The sequence below is a fragment of the Arthrobacter sp. 7Tela_A1 genome, from assembly GCF_049311065.1.
In the GTDB taxonomy this organism is placed as follows: domain Bacteria; phylum Actinomycetota; class Actinomycetes; order Actinomycetales; family Micrococcaceae; genus Arthrobacter_B.
Genome location: NZ_JAXIOO010000013.1, coordinates 13,130 through 38,455, shown reverse-complemented (window position 1 = coordinate 38,455; position 25,326 = coordinate 13,130). Strand labels below are relative to the sequence as shown.

19 protein-coding genes and 1 pseudogene are annotated in these 25,326 nt (G+C 64.1%); 12 read left to right on the top strand and 8 right to left on the bottom strand.

Going from position 1 to position 25,326, the window contains the following annotated elements; genetic code table 11:
• Positions 1 to 117 precede the first annotated feature (117 nt).
• The 3 genes and pseudogenes from TVB01_RS07625 to coaE all read right to left on the bottom strand — a co-directional run.
• A pseudogene (locus tag TVB01_RS07625) lies at positions 118 to 1,113 on the bottom strand (TerC family protein); the annotation flags it as partial.
• 96 nt (positions 1,114 to 1,209) lie between these two features.
• Positions 1,210 to 3,300, bottom strand: a complete 2,091-nt coding sequence (uvrB, locus tag TVB01_RS07620; protein WP_422455306.1) for an excinuclease ABC subunit UvrB — start codon at positions 3,298 to 3,300, stop codon at positions 1,210 to 1,212.
• 74 nt (positions 3,301 to 3,374) lie between these two features.
• Complete coding sequence (gene coaE / locus TVB01_RS07615) at positions 3,375 to 4,001, bottom strand: dephospho-CoA kinase (RefSeq protein ID WP_422455305.1); 627 nt, start codon at positions 3,999 to 4,001, stop codon at positions 3,375 to 3,377.
• Positions 4,002 to 4,055: 54 nt separating this feature from the next.
• Between coaE and TVB01_RS07610 the strand changes: the two genes are divergently transcribed.
• From TVB01_RS07610 to TVB01_RS07580, 7 genes are all read left to right on the top strand, one after another.
• Positions 4,056 to 4,730, top strand: coding sequence for an IMPACT family protein (locus tag TVB01_RS07610; protein ID WP_422455304.1), 675 nt, complete (start codon positions 4,056 to 4,058; stop codon positions 4,728 to 4,730).
• On the top strand, positions 4,727 to 5,875 hold the full coding sequence (locus TVB01_RS07605; protein ID WP_422455303.1) for a class I SAM-dependent methyltransferase: 1,149 nt from the start codon (positions 4,727 to 4,729) through the stop codon (positions 5,873 to 5,875). Before TVB01_RS07610 ends, TVB01_RS07605 begins: the two co-directional genes overlap by 4 nt.
• A 243-nt stretch (positions 5,876 to 6,118) precedes the next feature.
• The gene (locus tag TVB01_RS07600; RefSeq protein ID WP_422455302.1) at positions 6,119 to 7,429 is read left to right on the top strand and encodes an extracellular solute-binding protein; all 1,311 of its coding nucleotides are present in this window, start codon (positions 6,119 to 6,121) and stop codon (positions 7,427 to 7,429) included.
• Positions 7,430 to 7,489: 60 nt separating this feature from the next.
• Positions 7,490 to 8,494 carry a carbohydrate ABC transporter permease gene (locus TVB01_RS07595; RefSeq protein ID WP_422455301.1) on the top strand — a complete coding sequence of 335 codons (1,005 nt, stop codon included), beginning with the start codon at positions 7,490 to 7,492 and terminating at the stop codon, positions 8,492 to 8,494.
• A gap of 62 nt (positions 8,495 to 8,556) precedes the next feature.
• The gene (locus TVB01_RS07590) at positions 8,557 to 9,396 is read left to right on the top strand and encodes a carbohydrate ABC transporter permease (RefSeq protein ID WP_422455342.1); all 840 of its coding nucleotides are present in this window, start codon (positions 8,557 to 8,559) and stop codon (positions 9,394 to 9,396) included.
• Positions 9,396 to 10,862, top strand: a complete 1,467-nt coding sequence (locus tag TVB01_RS07585) for a glycoside hydrolase family 1 protein (RefSeq protein ID WP_422455300.1) — start codon at positions 9,396 to 9,398, stop codon at positions 10,860 to 10,862. The genes TVB01_RS07590 and TVB01_RS07585 overlap by 1 nt, the downstream gene beginning before the upstream one ends.
• A gap of 51 nt (positions 10,863 to 10,913) precedes the next feature.
• Positions 10,914 to 11,951 carry a LacI family DNA-binding transcriptional regulator gene (locus TVB01_RS07580; RefSeq protein ID WP_422455341.1) on the top strand — a complete coding sequence of 346 codons (1,038 nt, stop codon included), beginning with the start codon at positions 10,914 to 10,916 and terminating at the stop codon, positions 11,949 to 11,951.
• Positions 11,952 to 11,957: 6 nt separating this feature from the next.
• Here the strand turns inward: TVB01_RS07580 and TVB01_RS07575 are convergent, their stop codons facing one another.
• The 4 genes from TVB01_RS07575 to polA all read right to left on the bottom strand — a co-directional run bounded on the left by TVB01_RS07575 (position 11,958) and on the right by polA (position 18,805).
• Positions 11,958 to 12,671 carry a hypothetical protein gene (locus tag TVB01_RS07575; RefSeq protein WP_422455299.1) on the bottom strand — a complete coding sequence of 238 codons (714 nt, stop codon included), beginning with the start codon at positions 12,669 to 12,671 and terminating at the stop codon, positions 11,958 to 11,960.
• A gap of 168 nt (positions 12,672 to 12,839) precedes the next feature.
• Complete coding sequence (gene rpsA, locus TVB01_RS07570) at positions 12,840 to 14,312, bottom strand: 30S ribosomal protein S1 (protein ID WP_055241244.1); 1,473 nt, start codon at positions 14,310 to 14,312, stop codon at positions 12,840 to 12,842.
• Between the two features lie 286 nt (positions 14,313 to 14,598).
• Positions 14,599 to 15,915, bottom strand: a complete 1,317-nt coding sequence (locus TVB01_RS07565; protein ID WP_422455298.1) for a GNAT family N-acetyltransferase — start codon at positions 15,913 to 15,915, stop codon at positions 14,599 to 14,601.
• A 22-nt stretch (positions 15,916 to 15,937) separates the two neighbouring features.
• Positions 15,938 to 18,805 carry a DNA polymerase I gene (gene polA / locus TVB01_RS07560; protein ID WP_422455297.1) on the bottom strand — a complete coding sequence of 956 codons (2,868 nt, stop codon included), beginning with the start codon at positions 18,803 to 18,805 and terminating at the stop codon, positions 15,938 to 15,940.
• A 19-nt stretch (positions 18,806 to 18,824) separates the two neighbouring features.
• On the opposite strand from polA, the gene TVB01_RS07555 reads away from it, so the two are divergent.
• Together TVB01_RS07555 and TVB01_RS07550 are read left to right on the top strand one after the other, a co-directional pair.
• Complete coding sequence (locus TVB01_RS07555) at positions 18,825 to 19,325, top strand: PaaI family thioesterase (RefSeq protein WP_422455296.1); 501 nt, start codon at positions 18,825 to 18,827, stop codon at positions 19,323 to 19,325.
• Between the two features lie 103 nt (positions 19,326 to 19,428).
• Positions 19,429 to 20,517: an alkene reductase gene (locus tag TVB01_RS07550; RefSeq protein WP_422455295.1), complete on the top strand. Its 1,089-nt coding sequence runs from the start codon at positions 19,429 to 19,431 to the stop codon at positions 20,515 to 20,517.
• A 12-nt stretch (positions 20,518 to 20,529) separates the two neighbouring features.
• Here the strand turns inward: TVB01_RS07550 and TVB01_RS07545 are convergent, their stop codons facing one another.
• Complete coding sequence (locus tag TVB01_RS07545; protein ID WP_422455294.1) at positions 20,530 to 20,940, bottom strand: Hsp20/alpha crystallin family protein; 411 nt, start codon at positions 20,938 to 20,940, stop codon at positions 20,530 to 20,532.
• Between the two features lie 267 nt (positions 20,941 to 21,207).
• Here TVB01_RS07545 and TVB01_RS07540 point away from each other — a divergent pair, with 267 nt between their 5' ends.
• Genes TVB01_RS07540 through glsA form a run of 3 tightly spaced genes read left to right on the top strand, consistent with a single transcriptional unit; the run spans position 21,208 to position 25,307 of the window.
• Positions 21,208 to 22,590, top strand: a complete 1,383-nt coding sequence (locus TVB01_RS07540) for a glutamate decarboxylase (RefSeq protein WP_422455293.1) — start codon at positions 21,208 to 21,210, stop codon at positions 22,588 to 22,590.
• A gap of 18 nt (positions 22,591 to 22,608) precedes the next feature.
• Complete coding sequence (gene gadC / locus TVB01_RS07535; RefSeq protein ID WP_422455292.1) at positions 22,609 to 24,354, top strand: putative glutamine/gamma-aminobutyrate antiporter GadC; 1,746 nt, start codon at positions 22,609 to 22,611, stop codon at positions 24,352 to 24,354.
• Positions 24,351 to 25,307 (top strand): glutaminase A, encoded by a 957-nt coding sequence (glsA, locus tag TVB01_RS07530; protein WP_422455291.1) that lies wholly within the window; start codon positions 24,351 to 24,353, stop codon positions 25,305 to 25,307. Before gadC ends, glsA begins: the two co-directional genes overlap by 4 nt.
• Positions 25,308 to 25,326: the final 19 nt, after the last annotated feature.

The window sequence follows — 25,326 nt, the reverse complement described above, 5'->3', positions numbered from 1 at the left end:
CCGTGTTTCCGCTGCCTTTTCCGCGGCCCGGTAGGTCTTGGTGACGTCGTCGTAGGCCTGGGTCCGTTCCTGGTGCGGAGCGTCCTCGCCCAGGCTGCGGTAAACGCTCAGGGCAGCTTCGAGTGAGGCAACCGCGTGCACGGCCTTGGCCTTGGGGCTCAGCAGGCTGGCAACCGTGGCCACCACGATGGTGCCGAGGATGACGGCCAGCGAAACGAAGGTGGGGATCTCAGGGGCCCAGGCCACGGACTCTCCGCCGTTGATGAAGGGCAGTTCGTTGACGTGCAGTGCGTGCAGGATCAGCTTGACGCCGATGAACGCCAGGATCACCGAGAGACCGTGCTTGAGGTAGATGAGCCGGTCCATCAGCCCGCCCAGCAGGAAGTACAGCTGGCGCAGGCCCATCAGGGCGAAGATGTTGGCAGTGAAGACGATGAACGCGCTCTGGGTAAGGCCGAAGATCGCCGGAATGGAGTCGACGGCGAACATCAGGTCGGTGACACCGATGGTGATGAAGACAATGATCATCGGGGTGAAGACCTTCTTGCCGTCCACCACCGTGCGGATCTTGCCGCCGTCGAAGTTCTCGGTCATCGGCAGGAAGCCGGTGAGCTTGCGGACCAGCTTGTTGTCGCTGCCGCCCTCTTCGTCTTCACCGTTGTCCGTCGCCTGCTTCCAGGCCGTCCACAGCAGGAACGCGCCAAAGAGGAAGAAGACCCAGGAGAAGTTCTCGATTACGGCCGCGCCGATGAGGATGAAGATGCCGCGCAGGATCAGGGCGATGATAATGCCGAAGATCAGCACTTCCTGCTGGTACTTACGGGGTACCGAGAAGCGGGCCATGATGATGATGAACACGAAAAGGTTGTCGATACTGAGGCTGTACTCCGTGACCCACCCGGCAACAAACTGGCTGCCGTATTCCGGGCCGGTGAAAATGAACATCATCACGGCGAACATGAGTGCCAGCCCGACATAGAAGCCGACCCAGAGGCCTGCTTCCTTCATGGAGGGCTCGTGGGGCCGCTTGACGACCAGGAGCAGGTCGAAAAGCAGGACCAGTCCCAGGATGATGAACGTGCCGACCTCAAAGACGACAGGTAATGCGGGCATGGGGAACAGACCTTTCAGAGCACGGAAAAGGCGGGGGTTCCCGCGACTGCTACGGAACTGCCACACCGCCGCCAAGCAGTCTACCGCACGCTGCTCCTAGGCGTGCCCGGCGTTCTGCATCTGGCGCAGTTCCTTCTTCAGGTCGCCCACCTCGTCGCGGAGACGCGCCGCCAGCTCGAACTGGAGTTCGGCCGCAGCGGCGTGCATCTGCTCGGTCATCGACGCGATCAGTCCGGCAAGGTCCTCCGCGGGCGCCGCGGCCAAGCCATCCTTGCGGATACCCTTGGCTCCCTTGCCCGCCTTGCCTGACTTACCCGACTTAGCGGTTTCCGCCAGCAGGGCCTTGGTGTCGGCGTCTTCCCGGGCCAGGGAATCGGTGATGTCCGCGATCTTCTTGCGCAGCGGCTGCGGGTCCACGCCGCGTTCCTTGTTGTAGGCCACCTGGATGGCCCGCCGCCGGTTCGTTTCATCGATGGCGTGGGCCATGGAGTCCGTGATCCGGTCGGCATACATATGCACCTGGCCGGACACGTTTCGAGCGGCACGCCCAATGGTCTGGATCAGGGAGGTGGAACTGCGGAGGAACCCTTCCTTGTCCGCGTCGAGGATCGAGACGAGTGAAACTTCGGGCAGGTCCAGGCCTTCACGGAGCAGGTTGATGCCCACCAGGACGTCGAAGGTGCCCAGCCGCAGTTCGCGCAGCAGTTCCACCCGGCGCAGGGTGTCGACGTCGGAGTGCAGGTACTCAACCTTCACCCCGTTTTCCAGCAGGTACCCGGTGAGGTCCTCTGCCATCCGCTTGGTCAGGGTGGTGACCAGCACGCGTTCGTCCTTTTCGGTGCGGGTGCGGATCTCCGCCAGGAGGTCGTCGATCTGGCCCTTGCTGGGCTTGACCACCACCTCGGGGTCAACCAGCCCGGTGGGCCGGATGATCTGCTCCACGACGCCGTCGGACTTCCCCAGCTCGTACTTGCCGGGAGTGGCGGACATGTAGACCGTCTGGCCGATGCGCTCAAGGAACTCGTCCCATTTCAGCGGCCGGTTGTCCATGGCCGAAGGAAGCCGGAAGCCGTGCTCCACCAGCGTCCGTTTGCGGGACATGTCACCTTCATACATGGCGCCGATCTGCGGGATCGTCACATGGGACTCATCCACGACCAGCAGGAAGTCGTCCGGGAAGTAGTCCAGCAGGCAGTGCGGTGCCGTTCCCGGCCCGCGCCCGTCAATCCAGCGTGAATAGTTCTCGATGCCGTTGCAGAAACCCATCTGCTGCATCATTTCCAGGTCATACGTGGTGCGCATGCGCAGCCGCTGGGCTTCCAGGAGCTTGTTCTGGCTTTCCAGTTCGGTGAGTCGTTCGCGGAGCTCGTTTTCGATCCCGGTGATGGCGCGGTTCATCCGTTCAGGTCCGGCTACGTAGTGCGAGGCGGGGAAGACGTACATCTCTTCCTCGTCCTGGATCAGGTCACCGGTCAGGGGATGCAGTGTCTGGATGCTCTCGATCTCATCCCCGAAGAACTCGATGCGCAGCGCCTGTTCTTCATACATCGGGATGATTTCCACGGTATCGCCGCGCACCCGGAACGTGCCGCGGTGGAAATCCATGTCATTGCGCACGTACTGCATGGAGACGAACCGGCGAAGCAGGTCATCACGGTTCATCTGCATGCCGCGGCGCAGCGTCACCATGCCCTTGATGTACTCTTCCGGCGTCCCGAGGCCATAGATGCAGGAGACCGTCGCCACAACAATGACGTCACGCCGGGTGAGCAGGGCATTGGTGGCCGAGTGGCGCAGGCGCTCGACTTCCTCGTTGATGGAGGAGTCCTTCTCGATGAAGGTGTCCGTCTGGGGAACGTAGGCTTCGGGCTGGTAGTAGTCGTAGTAAGACACGAAGTACTCGACGGCGTTGTTGGGCAGCAGTTCCCTGAACTCGTTCGCCAGCTGGGCCGCGAGGGTCTTGTTCTGCACCAGCACCAAGGTGGGCCGCTGCACCTGCTCCACCAGCCAGGCGGCAGTTGCACTCTTGCCCGTGCCGGTGGCGCCCATCAGGACGACGTCCTTTTCACCGGCCTGGATGCGTTCTGCCAGTTCTTTGATGGCAGTCGGCTGGTCACCGGCGGGCGAGTAGTCACTGATTACTTCAAAGGGGGCAACAACACGTTTGATGTCCTGCGCAAGACTCATGGTTCAACGCTACTCCGGGACGCGGTCAGGTGCTGTCCGTATTGCTGACGGCATAACGGCCCATCTGCCCGGAACTACTCCTGCGGCAGCGACCGCAGGCGTTCCCGGTTCAGCGGGAGAAGGCGGTTCTGCCACAGCTCCCGGACCGCCCCGACCAGCTCTTCCGGGCTTCCCGTGTTCTGGAGGACGACGTCGGCGGCAGCTGCCCGCTGGTCCGCGCTGGCCTGCGCGTTGATCCGTGCCTGCGCATCGGCGGGATCCATCCCGCGGTCGCGGACCATCCGCTCAAGCCGGACTGCCTCGGGCGCTTCGACCACCAGGACAAAATCGAACGCCCCGGCCTGCCCGGTCTCCACCAGCAGCGGGATGTCCTGGACCAGGATGCCGTCCCGCGGTACCTGGGCAGCCAGCTCCGCGGCACGGGCCCGTACCAGCGGATGGACGATGGCGTTCAGCGCTTCCCGCTTTTTATCGTCGCCAAAGACGAGGGCGGCCAGGGCCGGCCGGTCAAGGCTGCCATCGGCGGCAAGGATCTCCGGACCAAACTCCCGCACGACGGCGGCAAGGCCTTCGGTGCCCGGGGCCACCGCTTCGCGGGCCAGGGCATCGGCGTCGACCAGCACCGCGCCGCAGTCCACAAGTGTCCGGGCGACCAGGGATTTGCCGGCGGCAATTCCGCCGGTGAGACCAACTTTCAGCATGGCCACCACCCTACCCCGGCGCCCTTTGGCGGCGTCGCAAACTAGACTGGGTCGGTGAGTGATTCCGGTGCGGCTGAGGGGCGGTATACAACCGTCGCCGGAGAGCACCGCACCGAGCTTGAGATCAAGCGTTCCCGTTTCATCACGGTCCTGCGGCGCACCGAAACCGAAGATGCGGCCCGCGCGCTGGTGGCGCAGCTGCGCCGGGAGTTCCACGATGCCCGGCACCACTGCAGTGCCTTTGTCCTGGGTCCCGGCCGGGAGGTCCAGCGGTCCAATGATGACGGTGAACCCTCGGGAACCGCCGGCCTGCCCATGCTCGAGGCCCTGACCAAACGGGAGACTTTTGACGGCGCGGCAGACCTGAGCGATATCACGGCGGTGACGGTGCGCTATTTCGGCGGGATCCTCCTGGGCGCCGGCGGCCTGGTCCGTGCCTACTCAGAGTCTGTCTCGTCGGCTTTGTCTACTGCTCCCCTCCTCCGGCGCGCCCGCATGCAGCTTTACGCGGTCCCGGCTTCCCATGCCGGTGCCGGACGCCTGGAGAATGACCTGCGGAATGCCGGGTACACCGTCCGCGGGACCGAGTACGGCGCCGGCGGCGCAGTGATCACGGTAGCCCTGCCCGACACTGCCGGTTCCGGCGCCCTGTTCCAGGACCGGCTCGCCGCGCTCAGTGCCGGCGACGTCACCGCCGAACCGCTAGCCACTGAATGGATTGACCTGTGAGCACTGCTTCTTCCTTTGCCTTCGAGTCCCTGGGGCGGGCCCCCGACGTCGAGGCCGAGAACCTCCAGGCCTGGGACTCTGCTGACCTACTGCTGCTGGACACCGCGGCCGGAGAGCTTGCGGGCGCTGCACCGGGAACGATCTCGGTCGTCGGCGATTCCTACGGCGCCCTGACCCTTGGCGCTGCCGCCCTTCACGGTTCTCGTCAGATCCGGGTTCAGCAGGATCCGCTCTCCGGCGAACTGGCTTTGGACCGCAACGCCCGGGCACTGGACCTGGCCGGCGCCTACACGCACTGCAGGCTGGAGGAGGACCTCGTTGCCGATGCACGGATTGTGCTGCTGCGCCTCCCCCGTTCCCTGGACGCACTCGAGGAAATTGCCCGGTTGATCGCCGCCCACGCGGCTCCCGATGTCCGCGTGTATGCCGCCGGTCGGCTGAAACACATGACCACAGCCATGAACGAGGTCCTGGGCAGGTACTTCGAGACGGTGACGGCCAGCCTGGCCCGGCAGAAGTCACGGGTCCTTGTGGCCGGCGGGAAGCGCCCGGCTGACGAATTCCCGCCGTCCCGCTTCCCGCTCAAGGCGGCGTACGACGTCGGCCTTCCGCAGCCGCTTCAGCTGCGGGCCCGCGGCGCCGCCTTTGGTGGTGCGTCGCTGGACCCCGGCACCCGGTTCCTGCTCCCTTTCCTGTCCCAGGCACGGACGGTGGACGAGGCAGTGGATCTCGGGTGCGGCAATGGAGCGATCGCCGCCTATCTGGCACTGTCCAGGCGGGGAGTGCGCGTGCTGGCGTCGGACCAGTCCGAAGCTGCCGTCGCTTCCACCATCCTCACGATGGCGGCCAACGGCCTCGGGGATCGTGCCACCGTCCAGCGGGCGGACGCGCTGTCCTGGCTGGACGACAGGTCCCAGGACCTGGTGGTCCTGAATCCGCCCTTCCATATCGGAGCAAGTGTGCACACCGGAATCGCGCTGAAGCTGTTTGCCGACGCAGCCCGGGTGCTCCGTCCCGGTGGGGAGCTGTGGACCGTGTGGAACTCACACCTTGCCTACCGGCCCGCGCTAAACCGGCTGGTGGGGCCCACCGCGCAGGTTGGCCGCAACCCACGATTCACGGTCACGGTGACTAACCGGCGCTAGGCCGCGGGGCGTCCTGATCGCCCAAGTGGAATTCTTCAGAGAGCGCTCTCTTGACAGTGAGGCGCGTCACACCTAGGCTCTGAGCAACGTCAGAGAGCGCTCTCTCGCACGGTCCGGGATTTCCGGGCCGCAACGGACTCTCTGGGCAGATCCACAGTCTGCGTCCCGACCCAGGACAAGCCAGGTTCTTTCGGCACGGTCCTTCCCGGGATATCAACCGGTAAGACACACAAAGGAGTGACCGTGAAAAAGTTTCGACATTCGGCAGCCGTGGTGGCAGGAGCCGCAGCCGTGGCACTGCTCGCCGCCGGCTGCGGCGGCGGCAGCGAAGCCGGCACCGAAGAGAACCCGCTTGAACTCTCCATCACCACATTCGGCGCCTTCGGCTATGACGATCTCTACACCGAGTACGAAGACGCCAACCCGGGCATCAAGATCAAGGCCAACAATATCGACCGGGGCGCCAATGCCCAGACCGACCTGTTCACGAAGCTCGCGGCCGGTTCAGGCGTGAGCGACATCGTGGCCCTGGAGGAGGGCTGGCTGGGTTCCGTCATGGAGGTCTCGCACGAGTTCGTCGACCTGAACGACTACGGAGCCGCCGATATCAAGGACAACTGGGTTGACTGGAAGTTCAAACAGGGCACCGATGCGGATGGCCGGGTGATCGGATACGGCACGGACATCGGCCCGCAGGGGCTGTGCTACAACGGCAAGCTGTTTGAGGCTGCAGGGCTGCCCAGCGACAGGGAGTCCGTCGCCGAGCTCTTTGGCGGAGACGATGCGACGTGGGAGCGCTATTTTGAGCTGGGAAACCAGTATCACGAGAAGACCGGACTGGCGTGGTATGACCAGTCCGGCTTCGTCTGGAACTCCATGGTCAACCAGATGGACGAGGGGTACTACACCAAGGGCGGGGACCTGAACATCGAGGGCAACACGGCGATGAAGGAACGCTTCCTGCAGTTGGCTGCAGCAACGGAGGCCGGTCTCTCAGCCAATGAGACAAAGTTTGACTGGGGTACGGGCAAGGCCTTCACCGACGGTTCGTTCGCCACGTTTGTCTGTCCCGGATGGATGCTGGGCACCATTCAGGAGCAGCTCGAATCCGCCGGCGGCGGAGCTGAGTCCGGCTGGGACTTTGCCGATGTCTTCCCCGGCGGTGCATCCAACTGGGGCGGCGCCTTCCTGGCAGTGTCCGAGTCGTCAGAGCACAAGGAAGAGGCGGCCAAGCTCGCTGCGTGGCTGACGGCCCCCGAACAGCAGGTCAAGCAGTCAGCAGCCGCGAACAACTTCCCGAGCACTGTGGAGGCGCAGAAAACGCTCGTCGAGGAGGCCGTGCCGAATCCGATGTTCAATGACGCCCCGACGGGTGCCATCCTGGCTTCCCGGGCCGAAGGCGTGATCGCCCAGTTCAAGGGACCCGATGACTCGGTCATCCAGGAGAACGTTTTCGGTGCAGCCCTTGTCCCGCTCGATGCCGGCAAGACCGACGGAGAAGCCGCGTGGAACGAGGCCGTCAAGCTCCTCAACGATCTGGTAGTCAAGGATTAGTGCAGACGGACGGGGCCTCCAGTATTCCGGAGGCCCCGTCGATGGCCTGGGAGAACTCCAATGACCGTAACCCTCAAGCGCCCGGCCCCAGCGGCTGAACCGCTTAAAACCAAACCAACCTTCCGGCAGCGGCTGAACGTCTGGGACGTCAAGGCCTCGCCTTACCTGTACATCTCCCCCTTCTTCCTGCTCTTCGGGCTCGTCGGACTGTTTCCGCTGCTCTACACCTTCTGGGTTTCGCTGCACGACTGGCACCTGCTGAAGGGCCAGGGCGACTTCGTGGGCCTGGGCAACTTTGCGGCGGTCCTGGGTGACCGGTTCTTCTGGAACTCGCTCGGGAACACCATGAGCATTTTCCTGCTCTCGGCCATTCCCCAGCTCATCGGTGCGCTGTTCATCGCAGCCATCCTGGACCAGAACATCCGGGCGAAGACCTTCTGGCGGATGTCGATCCTGATTCCCTACATTGTTACCCCGGTTGCAGTGGCCCTGATCTTCACGAACATGTTCAACGAGCAGCATGGACTGATCAACAACCTGCTGGGGAACATCGGCATCGATCCCGTCAACTGGCGGACAGACACGTTCGCCAGCCACGTAGCCGTTGCGACGATGGTCAACTTCCGGTGGACGGGCTACAACGCCCTCATTCTCCTGGCGGCAATGCAGGCGGTGCCGAGGGACATCTATGAGTCGGCTGCGATCGACGGCGCGGGGGCCTTCCGAAGGTTCTTCAGCATTACGCTTCCCAGCATCCGCCCCACCATGATTTTCGTCGTGATCACGTCCACCATCGGCGGTCTCCAGATCTTCGCCGAACCCCGGCTCTTCGATCCAACGTACGCCGGAGGGCCGCAGCGCCAGTTCCAGACCACTGTCCTCTACCTCTGGGAAATGGGATTCAAGCGGATGGACTTCGGTGTCGCCTCGGCCATTGCCTGGCTGCTATTCCTGATCATCATCCTCATCGGAATCGTGAACCTGACCCTCTCCAGGCGGATCGCCTCTACGGACGGCAGAACGACCCGACGCCGCCGGAAGCTTAGCGAAGGGAAGACCAAGTGAGCATCATTGAGCGGCCGACCGCCAGGCCTGCGCCTGCACCGCGGCCCCGCACCAAGCAACCGCTGCGGCAGCGCATTTTCGGAAACGGCCTGCGCCCCGGGTACCTGACGTACGGTCTCCTGCTGGCCTTCTTTATCGGTTCCGCGTATCCGCTCTGGTGGTCGGCGGTCGTCGGCAGCCGCTCGAACGAGGCGCTGGGCCTGTCCTATCCTCCCCTGTTGCCGGGCGGCAATTTCTGGAACAACGTCGGTGAGGTCTTCAACACTGTTCCGTTCTGGCTTGCACTGTGGAACAGCGTAGTCATCTCCACCGTCATCACGGTCTCGGTCGTCACGTTCTCCACCCTGGCCGGCTACGCCTTTGCGAAGCTCCGGTTCCGCGGCAATACCGGCCTGATGATTGCCGTCGTCGCCACCATGGCGATCCCGACGCAGCTGGGCATCATCCCGCTGTTCATGGTGATGAGGACTTTCGGCTGGACCGGGGAGATCGGCGCGGTCATCATCCCCACGCTGGTGACAGCCTTCGGAGTCTTCTTCATGCGCCAGTACCTCGTGGACGTCATTCCCGACGAACTCATTGAGTCTGCCCGCATGGACGGCGCGAACATGATCCGGACGTTCTGGCATGTAGCCCTTCCGGCCGCCAGGCCGGCCATGGCCATCCTGGGGCTGTTCACCTTCATGAGCGCCTGGACCGACTTTTTGTGGCCGCTGCTGGTCCTCGGTCCCGACAACCCCACACTTCAGACCGCACTGAGCCAGTTGCAGTCGAACCGTTACACCGACTACGCGGTGGTCCTGACCGGGGCTGTGATGGCCACCATTCCCCTGCTTCTTCTTTTCGTAGCCGCAGGCAAACAACTTATTTCCGGAATCATGCAGGGAGCAGTGAAGGGTTAATGACAAATACCACCCCTACGGATAACAGCAGCAACTTCCCACCGGGTTTCATCTGGGGATCCGCAACCGCCGCAGCGCAGATTGAGGGAGGTGCATGGGAGGACGGCAAAGAAGACTCTGTGTGGGATGCCTTCGCCGCCAAACCGGGGAACGTGCGCAACGGCGATACTCCGGCCATGGCGGTTGACCACTACCACCGCATGCCGCAGGACGTTGCACTGATGAAGGAACTCGGCCTGGACTCCTACCGCTTCTCCACCAGCTGGGCGCGGGTCAGGCCGGGTGGAGGCGGGGTCAATCCCAAGGGTTTGGATTTCTACTCCCGGCTCGTGGACGAACTGCTCGACGCCGGCATCCTCCCGTGGCTGACCCTGTACCACTGGGACCTCCCCCAGGCGCTGGAGGAGCAGGGCGGCTGGACCAACCGTGACACCGCCTGCCGCTTCGTGGAGTACGCGCAGGATGTGTACGCAGCAGTCGGGGACCGGGTACGCCACTGGACCACCTTCAACGAGCCCTTCTGCTCGTCGCTGCTTGGCTATGGTTCAGGGGTCCATGCTCCGGGACGGCAGGATCCGCATGCCGCCATCGCCGCCGTTCACCATCAGCACCTCGCCCACGGCATGGCTACGGCGGAGCTCCGCGGCCTTGGTGCCGAGAATATCGGGATCACGCTGAACCTCAGCAACTCGATCCCGAAGGATCCCTCTGATCCGGTGGACCTGGAAGCCGCACGGCTCTTCGATTCGCTGCAGAACCGGATCTTCCTGGATCCGATCCTCCGCGGGGCCTACCCGGAGGACTCCCTCCGGGACCTGGAGCCCTATGGCCTGCACGAGGTGATCCTTCCGGGCGACATGGAGGTGATTGGCGCGCCCATAGATTTCCTGGGGGTCAACCACTACCACGACGACATGATCAGCGGCCATCCGGATACCAGCGGAGCCGACGGACACGGCGGCGGGGCCGGGCGGCACACAGCATCCCCCTGGATTGGAGCGGAGCACATTTCGTTCCCCAGCCGGGGGCTGCCGAGAACCGCCATGGACTGGGAAGTCAATCCGGACGGCCTGCGCACCCTCCTGCTCCGGCTGGGCCGGGAATATCCCGACCTGCCCCCGCTGTACATCACGGAGAACGGCGCTGCGTACGACGACACAGTCGGCGGGGACGGGCGCGTGGCCGACACGGAGCGGACCGGCTACATCCTGGACCATGTCACAGCCGTCGGCGAAGCCATCGCGCAGGGGGCGGATGTCCGTGGCTACTTCGTCTGGTCCCTCCTTGACAACTTCGAATGGTCCTGGGGCTATGACAAGCGTTTCGGGATCATCCACGTGGACTATGACACCCAGGAACGCATCATCAAGGAAAGCGGCCTGGCCTACTCGCGGTACGCCGCAGCGGCACGCGCGCAGAGCGGAACACCTGCCGGAAGGCCGGCGGCCGCAGCGCCGGTCGGCTAGATGAAACTAGAATCGAACATGGCCGCGGCCACAGCCGAGGGGAACGGATACATGGGCACGGAAACGAGTTTGGGCAGCGAGGCTACGCAGGCGCGCCCTGCCCCCACGCTGGAAATGGTGGCGGCGCTGGCCGGGGTCTCGCGTGCGACTGTCTCACGCGTCGTCAACGGCTCACCATCGGTGGCACCCGAGTTGGTGCAGAGCGTGGAACAGGCTGTCAGGACGCTGAACTACGTACCCAACCGGGCCGCCCGCACCCTGGCGAGCCGCCGGACGTACACCGTGACACTGCTGGTGCCCGAGTCCACGTCAAAAGTCTTTGCCGACCCGTTCTTCGCAACGGTTGTGGAGGGGGTGGCCAAGTACCTGAACTCAACGGACTACATGCTGAACATGGTGACTTCCTCCGAGGCGAATCCGGGCAAGACCCAGCGGTACCTCATGGGCGGAAACGTGGACGGCGTCCTGGTGGTCTCCCACCACAGCGGTGACCACTCCTGGGAGCACCTCAGCGACGCGCTGCCGATGGTTTTCGCCGGCCGTCCCCTGGTGAACGCCCGGGACAGCTACTACGTGGAGGTGGACAACGAAGAGGGCGCCCTGGCCGCCGTCCAGCACCTTATCGACTCCGGGCGCCGCAGCATCGCCACCATAGCGGGACCGCAGGACATGCCGCCCGGGATTGACCGGCTGGCCGGCTGGCGCGCGGGATTGACTCGTGCCGGACTCGATGACGCACTCGTAGAGGTAGGCGACTTCACCGTAGCCTCGGGAGCAGCTGCCATGCGGCGCCTGCTGGATCGGGGCAAGCCCTTTGACGGCCTGTTTGCGGCCAATGACCAGATGGCCGCAGGAGCGCATGCCGTCCTGAAGGAACGCGGTGTGAAGATCCCGGAAGACATCGCCGTCGTAGGTTTCGACGATGACCAGTTTGCTACCCGCGTCTCCCCCGCGCTCACCACGGTTCACCACCCCATCGCTGAACTCGGCGAGAAGATGGCCCGCATGCTGGTGGAACTCATCGAGGGCCGCGCGTCGGAGAGGGTCTGCCGGCTGCCTACGTCCCTCGTGGTGCGGGAGTCCGCCTAGCCCCTGTCAGGCGGACGTGTAGCGGATGCCGCTGTAGTCTTCCTCGGCGAAGAGCTCACTCGGGCGGTTCCGGCGGTCCCACATCCCGTCAATCCGGAGCATGTGGGCCTCCCACGCGCCGGCATCAGGCTCACGCGTTCTGATGAGGGCTGTTGCCGCTGCCCGTGAGGCGTGCCCCCACACGTAGGCGGAAGCCATCTTGGGATCGGCGAAGACTCCGTTCCACAGGGGACTTCGGCGCTTCTTGAGCAGCTGGGTTCCCAGCACCAGGAGCGCGGCGGCAACGGCGGCGGCTATGCCGAACACTTCACTCGAGATCAGGTCGAACGGTTTGGTTACCAGAGCCGCCCCCAGCAGGACGCCGCCCAGGGTCCGTATCCGGGCAGCATTTCCCGCGAGCCAGCCGTCGGCTTCCCGCGCCAGCCGCCGCTGTTCCCGGCCCCAGGCGCGGAACCTGGGCAGGTCGGCGCGCGCTTCTCCGTCGCGCACGGTCTCTGCTGCCTCAAAGTACTGCGGGTACCTCTCGTGCAGGTCCCGCTCCAGCTGCTCAGCAGCCTTGATCTCTTCCCACGACCCGGCTTCCCGTTCCGCAGCGGCCGCTCCGTTGACTAGATTGGCGGCCTGGGCCGGTGTCAGGTGCCTGGCCGCAGCCTGCGTCCGGCGCCGGATCTCCGGTTCAACATCTGCGGCCTGCGGTGAGCTCGAATTCTGGCCCTGCATGTACTTCCCCCTGTTGCGGTTTCCCTGTCCTGCAGCCCTGACGGCGGACCCAGCCTACCAAGGCAGCACTGGAACGCCGGGCATAAGAAAAGGGGGGGGGGGGCCCCCGGGGGGAACCCCCCTCTGGCAAACCCCCCCTTCAGGCAGCTAATGCCTTAGCAACAGAAATTAGTTGCCGGTCAGCTTCTCGCGCAGTGCAGCAAGAGCCTCGTCGGATGCCAGGGTGCCGGCAGCGGACTCGGATGCAGCAGGCTCGGAAGAGTAGCTGGTGGAGCTGGACTCAACGGAGTCCGAAGCTGCAGCAACGTCTTCAGAGTTGTGCTGGGCAACCTGCTTCTTGTGTGCTTCCCAGCGGGCCTGGGCGTCAGCGTACTGCTGCTCCCAAGCTGCACGCTGGGTCTCGTAGCCTTCGAGCCACTCGTTCGACTCGGGGTCGAAGCCCTCCGGGTACTTGTAGTTGCCGGCTTCGTCGTACTCTGCGGCCATGCCGTACAGAGCCGGATCGAACTCGGTGCCCTCGGGGTCGACGCCCTCGTTGGCCTGCTTCAGCGACAGGCTGATGCGGCGGCGCTCGAGGTCGATGTCGATGACCTTGACGAACAGCTCGTCCCCAACGGAAACAACCTGCTCTGCCAGTTCAACGTGGCGCACAGCCAGCTCGGAGATGTGGACCAGGCCTTCGATGCCGTCTTCGACGCGAACGAACGCACCGAACGGAACCAGCTTGGTGACCTTGCCCGGCACAACCTGGCCCAGGGCGTGGGTGCGGGCGAAGGTCTGCCACGGATCTTCCTGCGTAGCCTTCAGCGACAGGGAGACACGCTCGCGGTCGAGGTCAACTTCCAGAACCTCAACGGTGACTTCCTGGCCAACTTCAACGACCTCGGAGGGGTGGTCGATGTGCTTCCAGGACAGCTCGGAAACGTGGACGAGGCCGTCTACGCCGCCAAGGTCCACGAAGGCACCGAAGTTGACGATGGAGGAAACAACGCCCGGACGAACCTGGCCCTTTTCCAGCTTGTTGAGGAACGTGGAACGCACCTCGGACTGGGTCTGCTCGAGCCATGCACGGCGGGACAGGACCACGTTGTTGCGGTTCTTGTCCAGCTCGATGATCTTGGCTTCGATCTGCTGGCCGATGTACGGAGCCAGGTCGCGGACGCGACGCATCTCCACGAGGGATGCGGGCAGGAAGCCGCGCAGCCCGATGTCGAGGATAAGACCACCCTTGACAACCTCGATGACGGTACCGGTAACGACGCCGTCTTCTTCCTTGACCTTTTCGATGTCGCCCCAGGCACGCTCGTACTGTGCGCGCTTCTTGGAGAGGATCAGACGGCCTTCTTTGTCTTCCTTGGTGAGGACCAAAGCTTCGACCTGGTCGCCCACGGATACAACGTCCCCGGGATCGACGTCGTGCTTGATGGAAAGCTCACGGGAAGGAATGACACCCTCGGTCTTGTAACCGATGTCGAGCAGAACCTCGTCGCGGTCAACCTTGACGACGGTACCTTCGACGAGATCGCCGTCGTTGAAGTACTTGATCGTTGCGTCAATGGCGGCGAGGAAGTCCTCGGCGGATCCGATGTCGTTGATGGCGACCTGCGGGGTACCGGACTTCTCGGTGGTGGTGATGGTCATGTAGTTGGGACTCCGATGTGGAAGTTGATGTAATTCCGGATGTTGCTCCCACCGGCTCGCGTGCAACCCGGAGGAACCAGGTTCAAGACGGTGCTTGTTTGTCCGGAGATGGACAGAATTATGAATCTTGGTGCTGCACGGTGGCGACCGGAATACCTCTCCAGCACGCGTAACGCGCCTGTTTAGTCTAGCCGCAGCCTCCAAGTCAGGTCAAAGCCGGTTGGTAAAACCAGTACCCGAATTGCCTGACCTGACCGTAACCTCACGGAATACCCGTAACCCCTGGTTAGAAATGGGTGCTGCAGTACGGCGGCCGGGCCACGGCGAAGAGCCGGTCCAGGGCTGCAATGCCCTCCTCCGTGCCCCGCACCCCGCCGGAAGCGGCCAGGACCTGTGCACTCACGCCGCCGAGATACAGGGAACCAAAGGCCGCTGCATCCGCTTCGGCAGAAGGCACGCCGGACGGTCCGTCTTCTCCGGGAACAAGCACCGTGACAGTAACGGCCGTCCCGTCCACCTGGATCAGCCAGCGGCCGGCTGCAAGGCCCAGCGGGTCAGTGACAGTGAGGACAACTGTGCCGTCTGATTCGAAACCCCTGGCGCGGAGCATTGCGGCCGGGTCCAGCGGACGCAGCCACAGGGTGTCTTCGACACCGGTGACCTGGTAGCGCCGCCGGTCTGCCAGGGCCCAGGGAAGCGGATCCGCCACCGGCGCCGAGGCCGTGATCTTCTCGACGAGATCAATGGAACCCAGATACCGCCACAGTTCCAGCCGGGCAGTGTCATCGGCTGCCACAAGGTCCAGGACCTTGAGGGTATGGGGTTCGGTTTCCCACGGAAGGAAGCGGTAAGTGACGTAGCCGTCCGGCGTCCCAGCGGCGTCGTAATGCACCGCGGCCCGCACATCCTGCTGCACTTCGGGAACGTCTCCCCACAACCCGGCCGCCCGTTTGGCGTACCCGGCCTGCCGTCCCAGGGCGCCCCGGGCGGCCTGGAGGTGCCGGGAGAAAATCTCCGGGGCCAGTTCCTCCATTTTCGGGCTGTCGGCAAGCACCGTTAAACCCGACGGCGGGGCGTTGAGCTCCAGCCGGCCCCGCGCGTCAATCTCCACGTTCGCTTCAGCTGTCGCTGCACCAAATCCAAAGCGCCCGTAAATGACCGCTTCGGAGGCAAGCAGTGCCGCAACCGCGAAGCCTTCCTCCCTGGCGCGCAGCAGGTCGGCGGTGATCATGCCGCTCAGGATCCCCCGGCGGCGGTGCGTCGGGCGAACCGTCACTGACGTGATCTGGTGGGCCTGCAGAAGGCTGCCGCCGGTATTCAGGCTGTTGGCCATGGTTGCGTACGTCGCTACGGGTGCTGCCGGGTTCCAGGCATACGCCGGTGCGGCATCGTCGTAGACACCGGTGAGCATGCGCCCGTCAGCGCGGTATGCCTCCACGAGGGACGCCATCTGCTCCGGCTTCCACGCCGGATCATGGAACCCCACGTTGACGGCCTGCAGCCAGTCCGCAGTGCGCTCATCGACACGCTGGTGGTCCGCGTGGGACAGGCCCGCCGCGAAACGTTCCGTGCGCAGGGCTGTCCCCGCGGTTTCCGCCGTCATTTCGTCCCCCTGGTGGTTTGTCCTAGTGCCCTGCCTCGTGCCAGCTCACACCCCAGCCCACTGAGACATCCAGCGGTACAGAGAGGTCGGCGGCGCCGGCCATCTGTTCACGGACCAGCTTCTCCGCTGCTTCCCGCTCCCCCGGCGCGACTTCCAGGACGAGTTCGTCATGGACCTGCAGCAGCATACGCGTTTTCAGGCCCTGCTTCTTCAGCTCGGCGTCCACTCCCAGCATTGCCTTCTTGATGATGTCTGCCGCAGAGCCCTGGATGGGGGCGTTCAGGGCGGCGCGTTCGGACATCTCGCGCAGCTGCCGGTTGGTGCTGGCCAGGTCCGGCAGGTAGCGGCGGCGGCCCTCGATGGTAGAGGTGTAGCCGTCCTTGCGGGCCTGCTCGACGACGCCGCGCAGATAGTCGCGGACGGCTCCGAAGCGGGTGAAGTAGTCCCGCATCAGCGTGCGAGCCTCGTCGACCGGGATGGAGAGCTGCTTCGACAGGCCGAACGAACTCAGGCCGTAGACCAGGCCGTAGGACATGGCCTTGACCTTGGAACGCATGGCACTGGTGACCTCTTCCGGGGGAACCCCGAAAATGTGCGAGCCGACGAACCGGTGCAGGTCCTCGCCGTCGCGGAAAGCCTGGATCAGGCTTTCGTCACCGGAGAGGTGAGCCATGATCCGCATTTCGACCTGGGAGTAGTCCGCTGTCAGCAGGGTCTCGTAACCCTCCCCGACCACGAACACTTCACGGATCCGGCGCCCTTCCTCGGACCGGATCGGGATGTTCTGCAGGTTGGGGTTGATGGAGGACAAACGGCCCGTCGCGGCAACAGTCTGCGCATACGTGGTGTGGATCCGGCCGTCGTCAGAAACAGACTTGCGCAGGCCCTCCACCGTCTGCCGGAGCTTTGAGGCGTCCCGGTAGGCCAGCAGGTGGGCCAGGAACGGATGGCCGTTCGTCTTGATGATCAGGTCCGAGAGCGCGTCGGCGTCGGTGGAGTATCCGGTCTTGATCTTCTTGGTCTTGGGCAGGCCGAGTTCCTCAAAGAGCACTACCTGGAGCTGCTTCGGGGAGCCGAGGTTGATTTCCTTGCCGATGACGGCGAAGGCCTCCTCCTTGGCGACCTCGATGGTGCGGCCGAACTCGTCCAGGAGGCCGTCCAGCTTGTCAGTCGAGACGGCGATCCCGGCCAGCTCCATCTCCGCCAGCACTTCCGCCAGCGGCAGTTCCAGCCCGCCCAGCAGCTGGTTGGCTCCGCGCTCAACCAGCAGGCCGGAGAAGTGCTCGCTCAGTCGCAGCGCCGCGAAGGCTTCCATGACCGCCGGGGCGGCTGTGTCTTCGCCGTCCAGCGAGAGTTCGAGCTGGTTGCTGGAGGATGCAGCGGATTCCAGGGAGAGTTTCAGGTGCTGCAGGCTCAGGTCCGCCAGGTCGTAGCTTCTCCGGTCAGGCTGGATGAGGTAGCCGGAAATCGCGGGATCATCGACTTCCCCGTCCAGGTGGAGTCCGCGGCGGGAGAGCAGCTTGTAGGCATCCTTGAAGTCGTGGACCACCTTCGGTGCGTTGCTGTCTCCCAGCCAGCCGGCGAGGACCTGTTCCGCCTCAGCGTCCAGCTCGAGCAGCGGAATGTAGGCCGCCGACTCGTCGGTGACGACGGCAATCCCGGTCGCTTCCCGGGATTCACCGGATCCTTCCGTGACCAGGCGGATGCCGGCCGGTTTCTGGTTGGTGGCCTGGAACCACGCCTGGAGGTCATCCGCGGAGGTGAGCGTGCTGTGGGCCGGAGGCAGCAGCTCCGGGTGGTCCCCGGGGACCTCCTCTTCGCCGTAGACGTCGAAGAGGCGTTTGCGCAGCGCGTTGAACTGCAGTGCGTCGAAGAGTTCCTCGATGGCCTCACGGTCGGGCCGCTGGGCAGCCATGGCGTCGAGGTCCACGGGCAGGTCAAGGTCACGCAGCAGCCGGTTCAGCCGCCGGTTGCGCTTCACGTCTTCAATGTTCGCGCGGAGGGAGTCACCGACCTTGCCCTTGATTTCGTCCAGGTGCTCGAGGATTCCTTCGAGTCCGCCGTACTGCTTGATCCACTTGGCAGCGGTCTTGGGGCCGACTCCCGGCACGCCTGGCAGGTTGTCCGCGGACTCCCCCACGAGCGCGGCAAGGTCCGAATACTTGTCCGGCGGCACAAGGTATTTCTCTTCCACTGCCGCAGCGTCCATGCGCGGCAGGTCGGAGACACCCTTCTTGGGATAGAAGACAGTGACGCGGTCATTGACCAGCTGGAACGCGTCCCGGTCTCCGGAGACCACCATGACATCCCAGTTCCGGGAGGCTGCCTGCTCTGCAAGGGTGGCCAGAATGTCGTCGGCCTCGTAGCCGTCCAGGGAAATGGTGGGAATGCGCATGGCTTCCATGACCTTGATGATCAGGTCCACCTGCCCGTGGAACTCCTCCGGTGTCTTGTTCCGCCCGCCCTTGTATTCCGAGTACTCCTCGGTGCGGAACGTCGGGGTATCCAGGTCGAAGGCCACCGCGATGTGTGTCGGCTCCTCGTTCTTGATCAGGTTGATCAGCATGGAGGTGAAGCCGTAGACGGCGTTGGTGTGCTGGCCGGTGTCCGTGGAGAAGTTCTCCGCCGGGAGCGCGTAGAAAGCGCGGAAGGCCATGGAGTGGCCGTCAAGGACCAGCAGTCGGTTGTTTCCGGCGGCGTTGACGGTGCCAAGGGGTACCGCGGACGGCGTGGGCGCCGCGTGGCTTCCGACCGGGGCGTCAGCGGCAGTGTCCGGCACCTCGGGGACCTCGTTGATCCCCAGTCCGGCAAGGGAATCCGCGGGGTCGGCAGCGGTTCCGGAGTCGGTCGAAGAGACAGGGGCAGAGGCCAGTTTGGCAGTTTCACTCACAGGTGTAAGCCTAGTGGGCATGAGCGACATTTTCACGCCGGGCCAGGCTGGCCCCGCGCAGGGCGGGATCCCCAAGCAGCAGGAACTGATCGAGGCCGGTGTGCCGGCGGAACTGCACCCCTGGCTGGGGGAATCGGGGGTTGGCGCCCTGGTGGTGAAGCTGGGCATCCGGTTCACGGAAATGTCCCCTTCCCGCATCGTAGCGACCATGCCCGTGGAGGGGAACCAGCAGGTTGCGGGGATCCTGCACGGCGGCGCCCACGTGGTCCTGGCTGAAACGCTTGGCTCTTTTGCCGCCTCACTGCACGCCGGTCCCGGGCGGTACGCCGTGGGCATCGAGGTGGGGGCTACCCATCACCGGCCGGTCTCCAAGGGCCTCGTCACCGGTACCGCGACGGCGGTCCACCTGGGCGGAACAGTCACCACCCACGAGGTGGTGATGACCGACGATGAAGGCCGCAGGCTCTCCACCGCGAGGATCACGAACCTGATTCGAGAGGTTAGGGCGGCTGGCAGCTGAAACCCCGGATCAGGGACGGGCGCGGGAATACGTTCAGCCCGGCCGCGGTTGGCGCAAATGACCCCTCCACCGCACGCCTTGTGCTGCGTGCCGAAAGGAATTTGTGCAGACTGACCTTTTCTCCCCCGTGCCCATCGGCTCCTACCACCTGCCGAACAGGCTGGTGATGGCTCCCCTGACCCGCGTCCGTTCCGGAGCGGACGGCATCCCGGGCCCGCTGGTCGCAGAACACTACCGCCAGCGCGCATCGCTGGGACTGATCGTGTCCGAAGGAACCTATCCCTGCCCTGAAGGCCAGGGCTTCAGCGGGCAGCCCGGACTCGTAACCGCTGCCCAGGTCAAAGGCTGGCGCGCCGTCACCGACGCTGTCCATGCCGAGGGCGGCCGCATTTTCGCCCAGGTCATGCACGCCGGACGTGCCACGCATCCGGAGATCAACGGCGGTTACGAAACCGTGGCTCCCAGCGCCATCGCCGTCGACGGCGTCATCCGCACGCCCCGCGGCAAGCTCCCCTGCGCTGTGCCGCGCGAACTGGGCGAACTCGAACTGGATTCCGTTCGCGACAATTTCGTGCAGGCCTCAGTGGCCGCCATTGATGCCGGATTCGACGGAGTGGAACTGCACGGGGCGAACGGCTATCTGCTCCATGAATTCCTCAGCCCTGCGTCGAACCGCCGCACCGACACCTACGGCGGCTCCCCGGAGGCACGGGCACGCTTCGTTGTGGAAGTCTTCACGGCCGTCGCCGCAACAATCGGGGCGGAACGCGTAGGCCTCCGGATCTCTCCCCAACACAACATCCAGGACGCCTGGGAAACAGACCCGGATGACGTCCTGGCGACCTACGGATTCCTGGTGGACGCGATCGCACCGCTGAAGCCTGCTTACCTCAGCATCCTGCATGCGGATCCGGCAGGCGAACTGGTCCAGTCCCTGAGGCAGCGGTTCGGCGGTCCTGTCATGCTCAACACTGGTTTCGGCGTCGTGACCACCCATGAGGTCGCAGCCGGCCTGCTCGCAGACGGTCTGTGCGACGCTGTCGCCGTCGGGCGTCCAGCTATCGCGAATCCGGATCTGGTGCGCCGCTGGCGCGAGGGCCTGCCCCTCAATGAACCTGATCCTTCGACCTTCTACACGGACGGTGCGGAAGGCTATACGGATTACCCGGTGTATGCGGAAGCCGGCGCCTAGCCGGGAACAGCACTAGGCCCGGTTCACCGGGACTTTCCGCCCTTGTCCGCCGCCGGGCTGCAACGGCACCCGGACCTCCAGGACGCCGTCGTTATAGGACGCCGACACGTTTTCCTGGGCAGCGCCGGGCGGGAGCGGGATTTCCCTGGTGAAGGACCCGTATTTGAACTCGCTGCGGTACCCGGTCCGTGCCTTGTGCTCGGCGGATTCGCGCCGCTCACCGTGAATGCGCAGCGAGCCCTCCGTCACCGTGACATCCAGGTCCTTCTCCGGATCGACGCTGGGCAGTTCAGCGCGGACAACCATATTGTCTCCGTCCCGGTATTCTTCCACTCGGAAAGCGGGGACGTCCCAGTCGCCTTCAATGAAGCGGCGCATCGGTTCCGGCAGTTCAAAGCGGTCTCGGCGGGTCAGTCCGGCCATGGCGGGTCTCCTGCTGATTGGGAGTCGAATGGTGCGTTCAGCCTACGCGCGCCATGACACGTGCTCAACGGTTCCGCGGCAGGCACACTGTCCGCACGGTGGATCACTTCGGTCCGTGGAGAATACTCGTTTAACTATCTGTCTGCTCGCCCCGGATACCTGGTGCCGATGTCTGGCATGGCACAGACGCCGGCGCGTATAGTCGGGTGCGCACCCTGTGACGGCCAGCTTTCTCAATGGGGACACTCCTTACGAGAGGTCAAAGCCATGCCGCAGAACGATCCCCAGGAGTTCTTTACGGTCAACCCGGTGTTTTCCCGGCCGGGCGAGGCCACGCAAGTGGCGAAGAACTCCTTTCCGCAGCACGAGATGATGCCGGAAACCGCCTATCAGATCGTGCACGACGAGACGATGCTCGATGGAAATGCCCGGCTGAACCTCGCCACCTTCGTCAGCACCTGGATGGACGACGAGGCGAACCGGCTTTACGCCGAGACCTACGACAAGAACATGATCGACAAGGACGAGTATCCCCAGACAGCTGCAATCGAGCAGTACTGCTGGAAGATGCTGGCGGGACTGTGGCATTCCCCCGATCCCGAAGGCACGATCGGCACGTCAACCATTGGTTCTTCCGAAGCCTGCATGCTCGGCGGCCTGGCTTTCAAACGGCTGTGGCAGCACAAGCGGCGCTCAGAGGGCAAGTCCACCGGGAAACCGAATCTGGTGATGAGCTCGGCCGTCCAGGTCTGCTGGGAGAAGTTCTGCAACTACTTCGACGTTGAGGCCAGGCTGGTGCCGATCAGCGAGGAGCACAAATGCCTCGATGGCTTTGAGCTGGAGAAGTACGTTGACGAGAACACCATCGGGGTCGTGGCCATCATGGGGGTGACCTACACCGGCATGTATGAGCCGGTGAAGCAGGTTGCCGCCAAGCTCGACGACATCCAGGCCTCCACCGGACTGGACATCCCCATCCACGTGGACGGTGCTTCGGGTGCCATGATCGCCCCGTTCATCCAGCCGGACCTGGACTGGGATTTCCAGATTGAACGCGTGCATTCAATCAGCACGTCTGGCCATAAGTACGGACTGGTCTACCCGGGACTGGGCTGGGTGGTATGGCGCGAGCGGCAGTGGCTCCCGGAAGACCTGATCTTCTACGTGAGCTACCTCGGCGGCGACATGCCGACTTTTGCGCTGAACTTCTCCCGGCCGGGGGCGCAGGTGGTGCTGCAGTTCTACATGTTCCTCCGTCTCGGTTTCGACGGGTATCAAAAAGTCCAGCAGGCAAGCCAGGACGTGGCGCTCTTCCTCTCGCACGGGATCTCCCAGATGGGGCCGTTCGAACTATGGAACGACGGTTCGGATATTCCGGTCTTCGCCTGGCGCCTCAAGGAGGGCCATACCGGCAGGTGGACGCTTTACAACCTTGCCGACCGCCTGAGGCTCAAGGGCTGGCTGGTGCCGGCCTACCCCATGCCGGACAACCTGAGCAATCTCACGGTCGAGCGGATCGTGGTGCGCAACGGCCTGAGCATGGATCTCGCGGGACGGTTGCTGGCCGATATCCAGGCCGAGACCTCCTACCTGGAGAACCTCAGTGCCCCCATGCCCGTGGAGCAGGAGCACCCGGGATTCCATCACTAGATCCAGGAGGTGAATGGTATGAGCGATTCCACTGCATCGACCCCATCCGCCGGATCAGCATCAGACCGCAAAAGCCGCGCCAAGCAGAATGCGTCGATCACCGTCGGTGCACTCGCAGTCATGAACATTGTGGCTGTTGTCAGCCTTCGCGGCCTGCCGGCGGAGGCCGAATACGGACTGAGTTCGATTTTTTACTACGTCTTTGCCGCCGTCGTTTTCCTGGTCCCTGTTTCGATTGTGGCCGCCGAACTTGCGACCGGCTGGCCGGAGACGGGAGGCGTGTTCCGCTGGGTTGGTGAGGCTTTCGGGCCGCGCTGGGCGTTCCTGGCGATGTTCATGCTCTTCATAGAAGTCACCATATGGTTCCCAACGGTCCTGACCTTCGGTGCGGTATCCCTGGCCTACACGGGAACCGACGAAAACATCGACGCACAGCTTTCGGGGAACAAAGCCTTTGTCCTGGCTGTCGTGCTGGTGGTCTACTGGCTGGCCACGTTCATTGCCTTCCGCGGTGCAGCTGCGTTCTCCAAGGTTGCCCAGTGGGGCGGAATCATCGGCACCCTGATCCCTGCCGGAATCCTGATTGTCCTGGGGTTCTCCTACTACTTCGCCGGCAACACTCCGCAGATCAAGATGGGCTGGGGTGAGGTCCTGCCGGACTTCTCCAACTTCTCAAACGTTGTGCTCGCAGCCAGCATCTTCCTCTTTTACGCAGGCATGGAGATGAACGCCATCCACGTCAGGGACGTTAAGAACCCGACACGGAACTATCCGCTGGCAGTGCTCATAGCAGCGGCCGGCACAGTGGTGATCTTTGTCCTGGGAACCCTGGCCATAGCCTTCGTGGTCCCCCAGGCGGACATCAACCTCACCCAGAGCCTGCTGACCTCCTACAACGACATGTTCGAATGGGCCGGCATCGGATGGGCCTCTCCGATAGTCGCAGGCATGCTCCTCATCGGCGTGCTGGCAGGCGTGGTCACCTGGGTCGCCGGCCCGTCCAGCGGCCTCCTCGCCGTGGGCAGGGCCGGGTATCTTCCCCGGTTCTGGCAGCACACCAACAAGCACGGCATGGGAACCCACATCCTGCTCTTCCAGGCCTTTATGGTCACGGCCCTGGGCGTTGTCTACGTAGTCCTGCCCTCGGTTCAGGCGGCTTACCAGATCCTGAGCCAGCTGACCGTGATCCTGTACCTGGTCATGTACCTGCTGATGTTCGCTGCCGCCATCTACCTGCGTTACAGCCAGCCGAACCGGCCCCGTCCCTACCGGGTGCCCGGCGGCGACATTGGCATGTGGCTGATCGGTGGCGTCGGGTTCCTGGGATCGCTGATGGCATTCGTCTTCAGCTTCATTCCGCCTGACCAGATCTCCGTGGGATCCCCGGAAACCTACGTGGGGATCCTCGTTGGCGGTGCGGTGCTGCTCATTATCCTTCCCATGGTCATCTACGCGTTCCGGAAGCCGCATTGGAAGGACCCGCAGACGGAGTTTGTGCCTTTTACCTGGCAGCTCGAACACAAGCACCCGGGAACAGTCAACGAATCCTCCACGGCTACCGCAGAGCTGTCCGAAACGTGGGAGCAGTCATTTGACGCCACAGGCGGAGCCGCAGCCGGTGCCGGCACAACAGCCGGCACCAGGAAGCATTCCGGAAAGCCTTCGGCAGCCGGTGCGGGATCCCGGGGGTCGGACCAGGGCGGGCGCGCCAGCGCCCACCGGCGGCGGCCAGGCCCGGCGGCCGGCGGGAGTACAGCGGTATGAAAGTCGACAGGTCAGCAGTCCAGGCTGCAGTAAACAGTGCCCACAGTGACTTCAGTCCGGACCAGGGCGGAGAGAACGCCAGCTACATTCCCTATCTCGCCTCGGTGAATCCTGCGCTGTTTGGCATCAGCGTAGTGACCGTCGACGGCGAGGTGTTCGAGGCCGGCGACTCAAACTTCGAGTTCGCCCTGGAATCGATTTCCAAGGTGTTCTCGATGGCAAGGGCCATGGATGAAGTGGGCCTGCCCCAGTTCCACGACAAGGTGGGAGCAGACCCCACCGGCGAACCGTTCAACTCGGTCATCGCCGTAGCCCTCCATGGAGACAAACCCCTGTCGCCGCTGGTCAATGCCGGAGCCATGTCCACGGTGTCGCTCATACCGGCCGGAAGCGCGGAAGAGCGCTGGCAGAAGATTCTGGCCACCCAGTCCGCGTTCGCCGGCCGGGAGATCACCCTGAGCGATGCCGTGAACAACTCGGAGCAGTCCACGAACTTCCATAACCGTGCCATCGCGTGGCTGCTCTACTCGGGCGGGACGATGTACTCGGATCCCATGGAGGCCTGTGACGTGTACACGCGCCAGTGTTCCACCCTGGTGACCACCGTTGACCTGGCCACCATGGGAGCGACGATCGCCGCCCGCGGCATGAACCCCGTCACGAAGAAGGGTGCCATCGCCCACCCGGACATTGTTCCGCCCATGCTGGCGGAGATGACGATGGAAGGGCTCTACACCGCTTCCGGCGACTGGGCCTACCGGGTGGGGCTGCCGGGCAAGTCGGGCGTGGGTGGAGGTGTCCTCGCGGTCATGCCCGGGATCCTGGCCATCGCGGCCTTCTCCCCGCCGCTGGACGCCGCAGGGAACAGCGTGCGCGCACGCAGGGCCGTGGCACAGATTGCCTCGGCGCTGCACCTGAACCTGTACAACGCATCGGATTACGCCTCACCTTAAAGGCAAAGGCGGACTCCGG

Excerpts from the sequence above, each read along its gene's own strand:
- TVB01_RS07595 (WP_422455301.1), top strand. The coding sequence starts at position 7,490 with ATGACCGTAACCCTCAAGCGCCCGGCCCCAGCGGCTGAACCGCTTAAA.
- TVB01_RS07575 (WP_422455299.1), bottom strand. The coding sequence starts at position 12,671 with ATGCAGGGCCAGAATTCGAGCTCACCGCAGGCCGCAGATGTTGAACCG.
- TVB01_RS07585 (WP_422455300.1), top strand. The coding sequence starts at position 9,396 with ATGACAAATACCACCCCTACGGATAACAGCAGCAACTTCCCACCGGGT.
- TVB01_RS07540 (WP_422455293.1), top strand. The coding sequence starts at position 21,208 with ATGCCGCAGAACGATCCCCAGGAGTTCTTTACGGTCAACCCGGTGTTT.
- TVB01_RS07555 (WP_422455296.1), top strand. The coding sequence starts at position 18,825 with ATGAGCGACATTTTCACGCCGGGCCAGGCTGGCCCCGCGCAGGGCGGG.
- TVB01_RS07565 (WP_422455298.1), bottom strand. The coding sequence starts at position 15,915 with ATGACGGCGGAAACCGCGGGGACAGCCCTGCGCACGGAACGTTTCGCG.
- gadC (WP_422455292.1), top strand. The coding sequence starts at position 22,609 with ATGAGCGATTCCACTGCATCGACCCCATCCGCCGGATCAGCATCAGAC.
- TVB01_RS07580 (WP_422455341.1), top strand. The coding sequence starts at position 10,914 with ATGGGCACGGAAACGAGTTTGGGCAGCGAGGCTACGCAGGCGCGCCCT.
- rpsA (WP_055241244.1), bottom strand. The coding sequence starts at position 14,312 with ATGACCATCACCACCACCGAGAAGTCCGGTACCCCGCAGGTCGCCATC.
- TVB01_RS07545 (WP_422455294.1), bottom strand. The coding sequence starts at position 20,940 with ATGGCCGGACTGACCCGCCGAGACCGCTTTGAACTGCCGGAACCGATG.
- uvrB (WP_422455306.1), bottom strand. The coding sequence starts at position 3,300 with ATGAGTCTTGCGCAGGACATCAAACGTGTTGTTGCCCCCTTTGAAGTA.
- coaE (WP_422455305.1), bottom strand. The coding sequence starts at position 4,001 with ATGCTGAAAGTTGGTCTCACCGGCGGAATTGCCGCCGGCAAATCCCTG.
- glsA (WP_422455291.1), top strand. The coding sequence starts at position 24,351 with ATGAAAGTCGACAGGTCAGCAGTCCAGGCTGCAGTAAACAGTGCCCAC.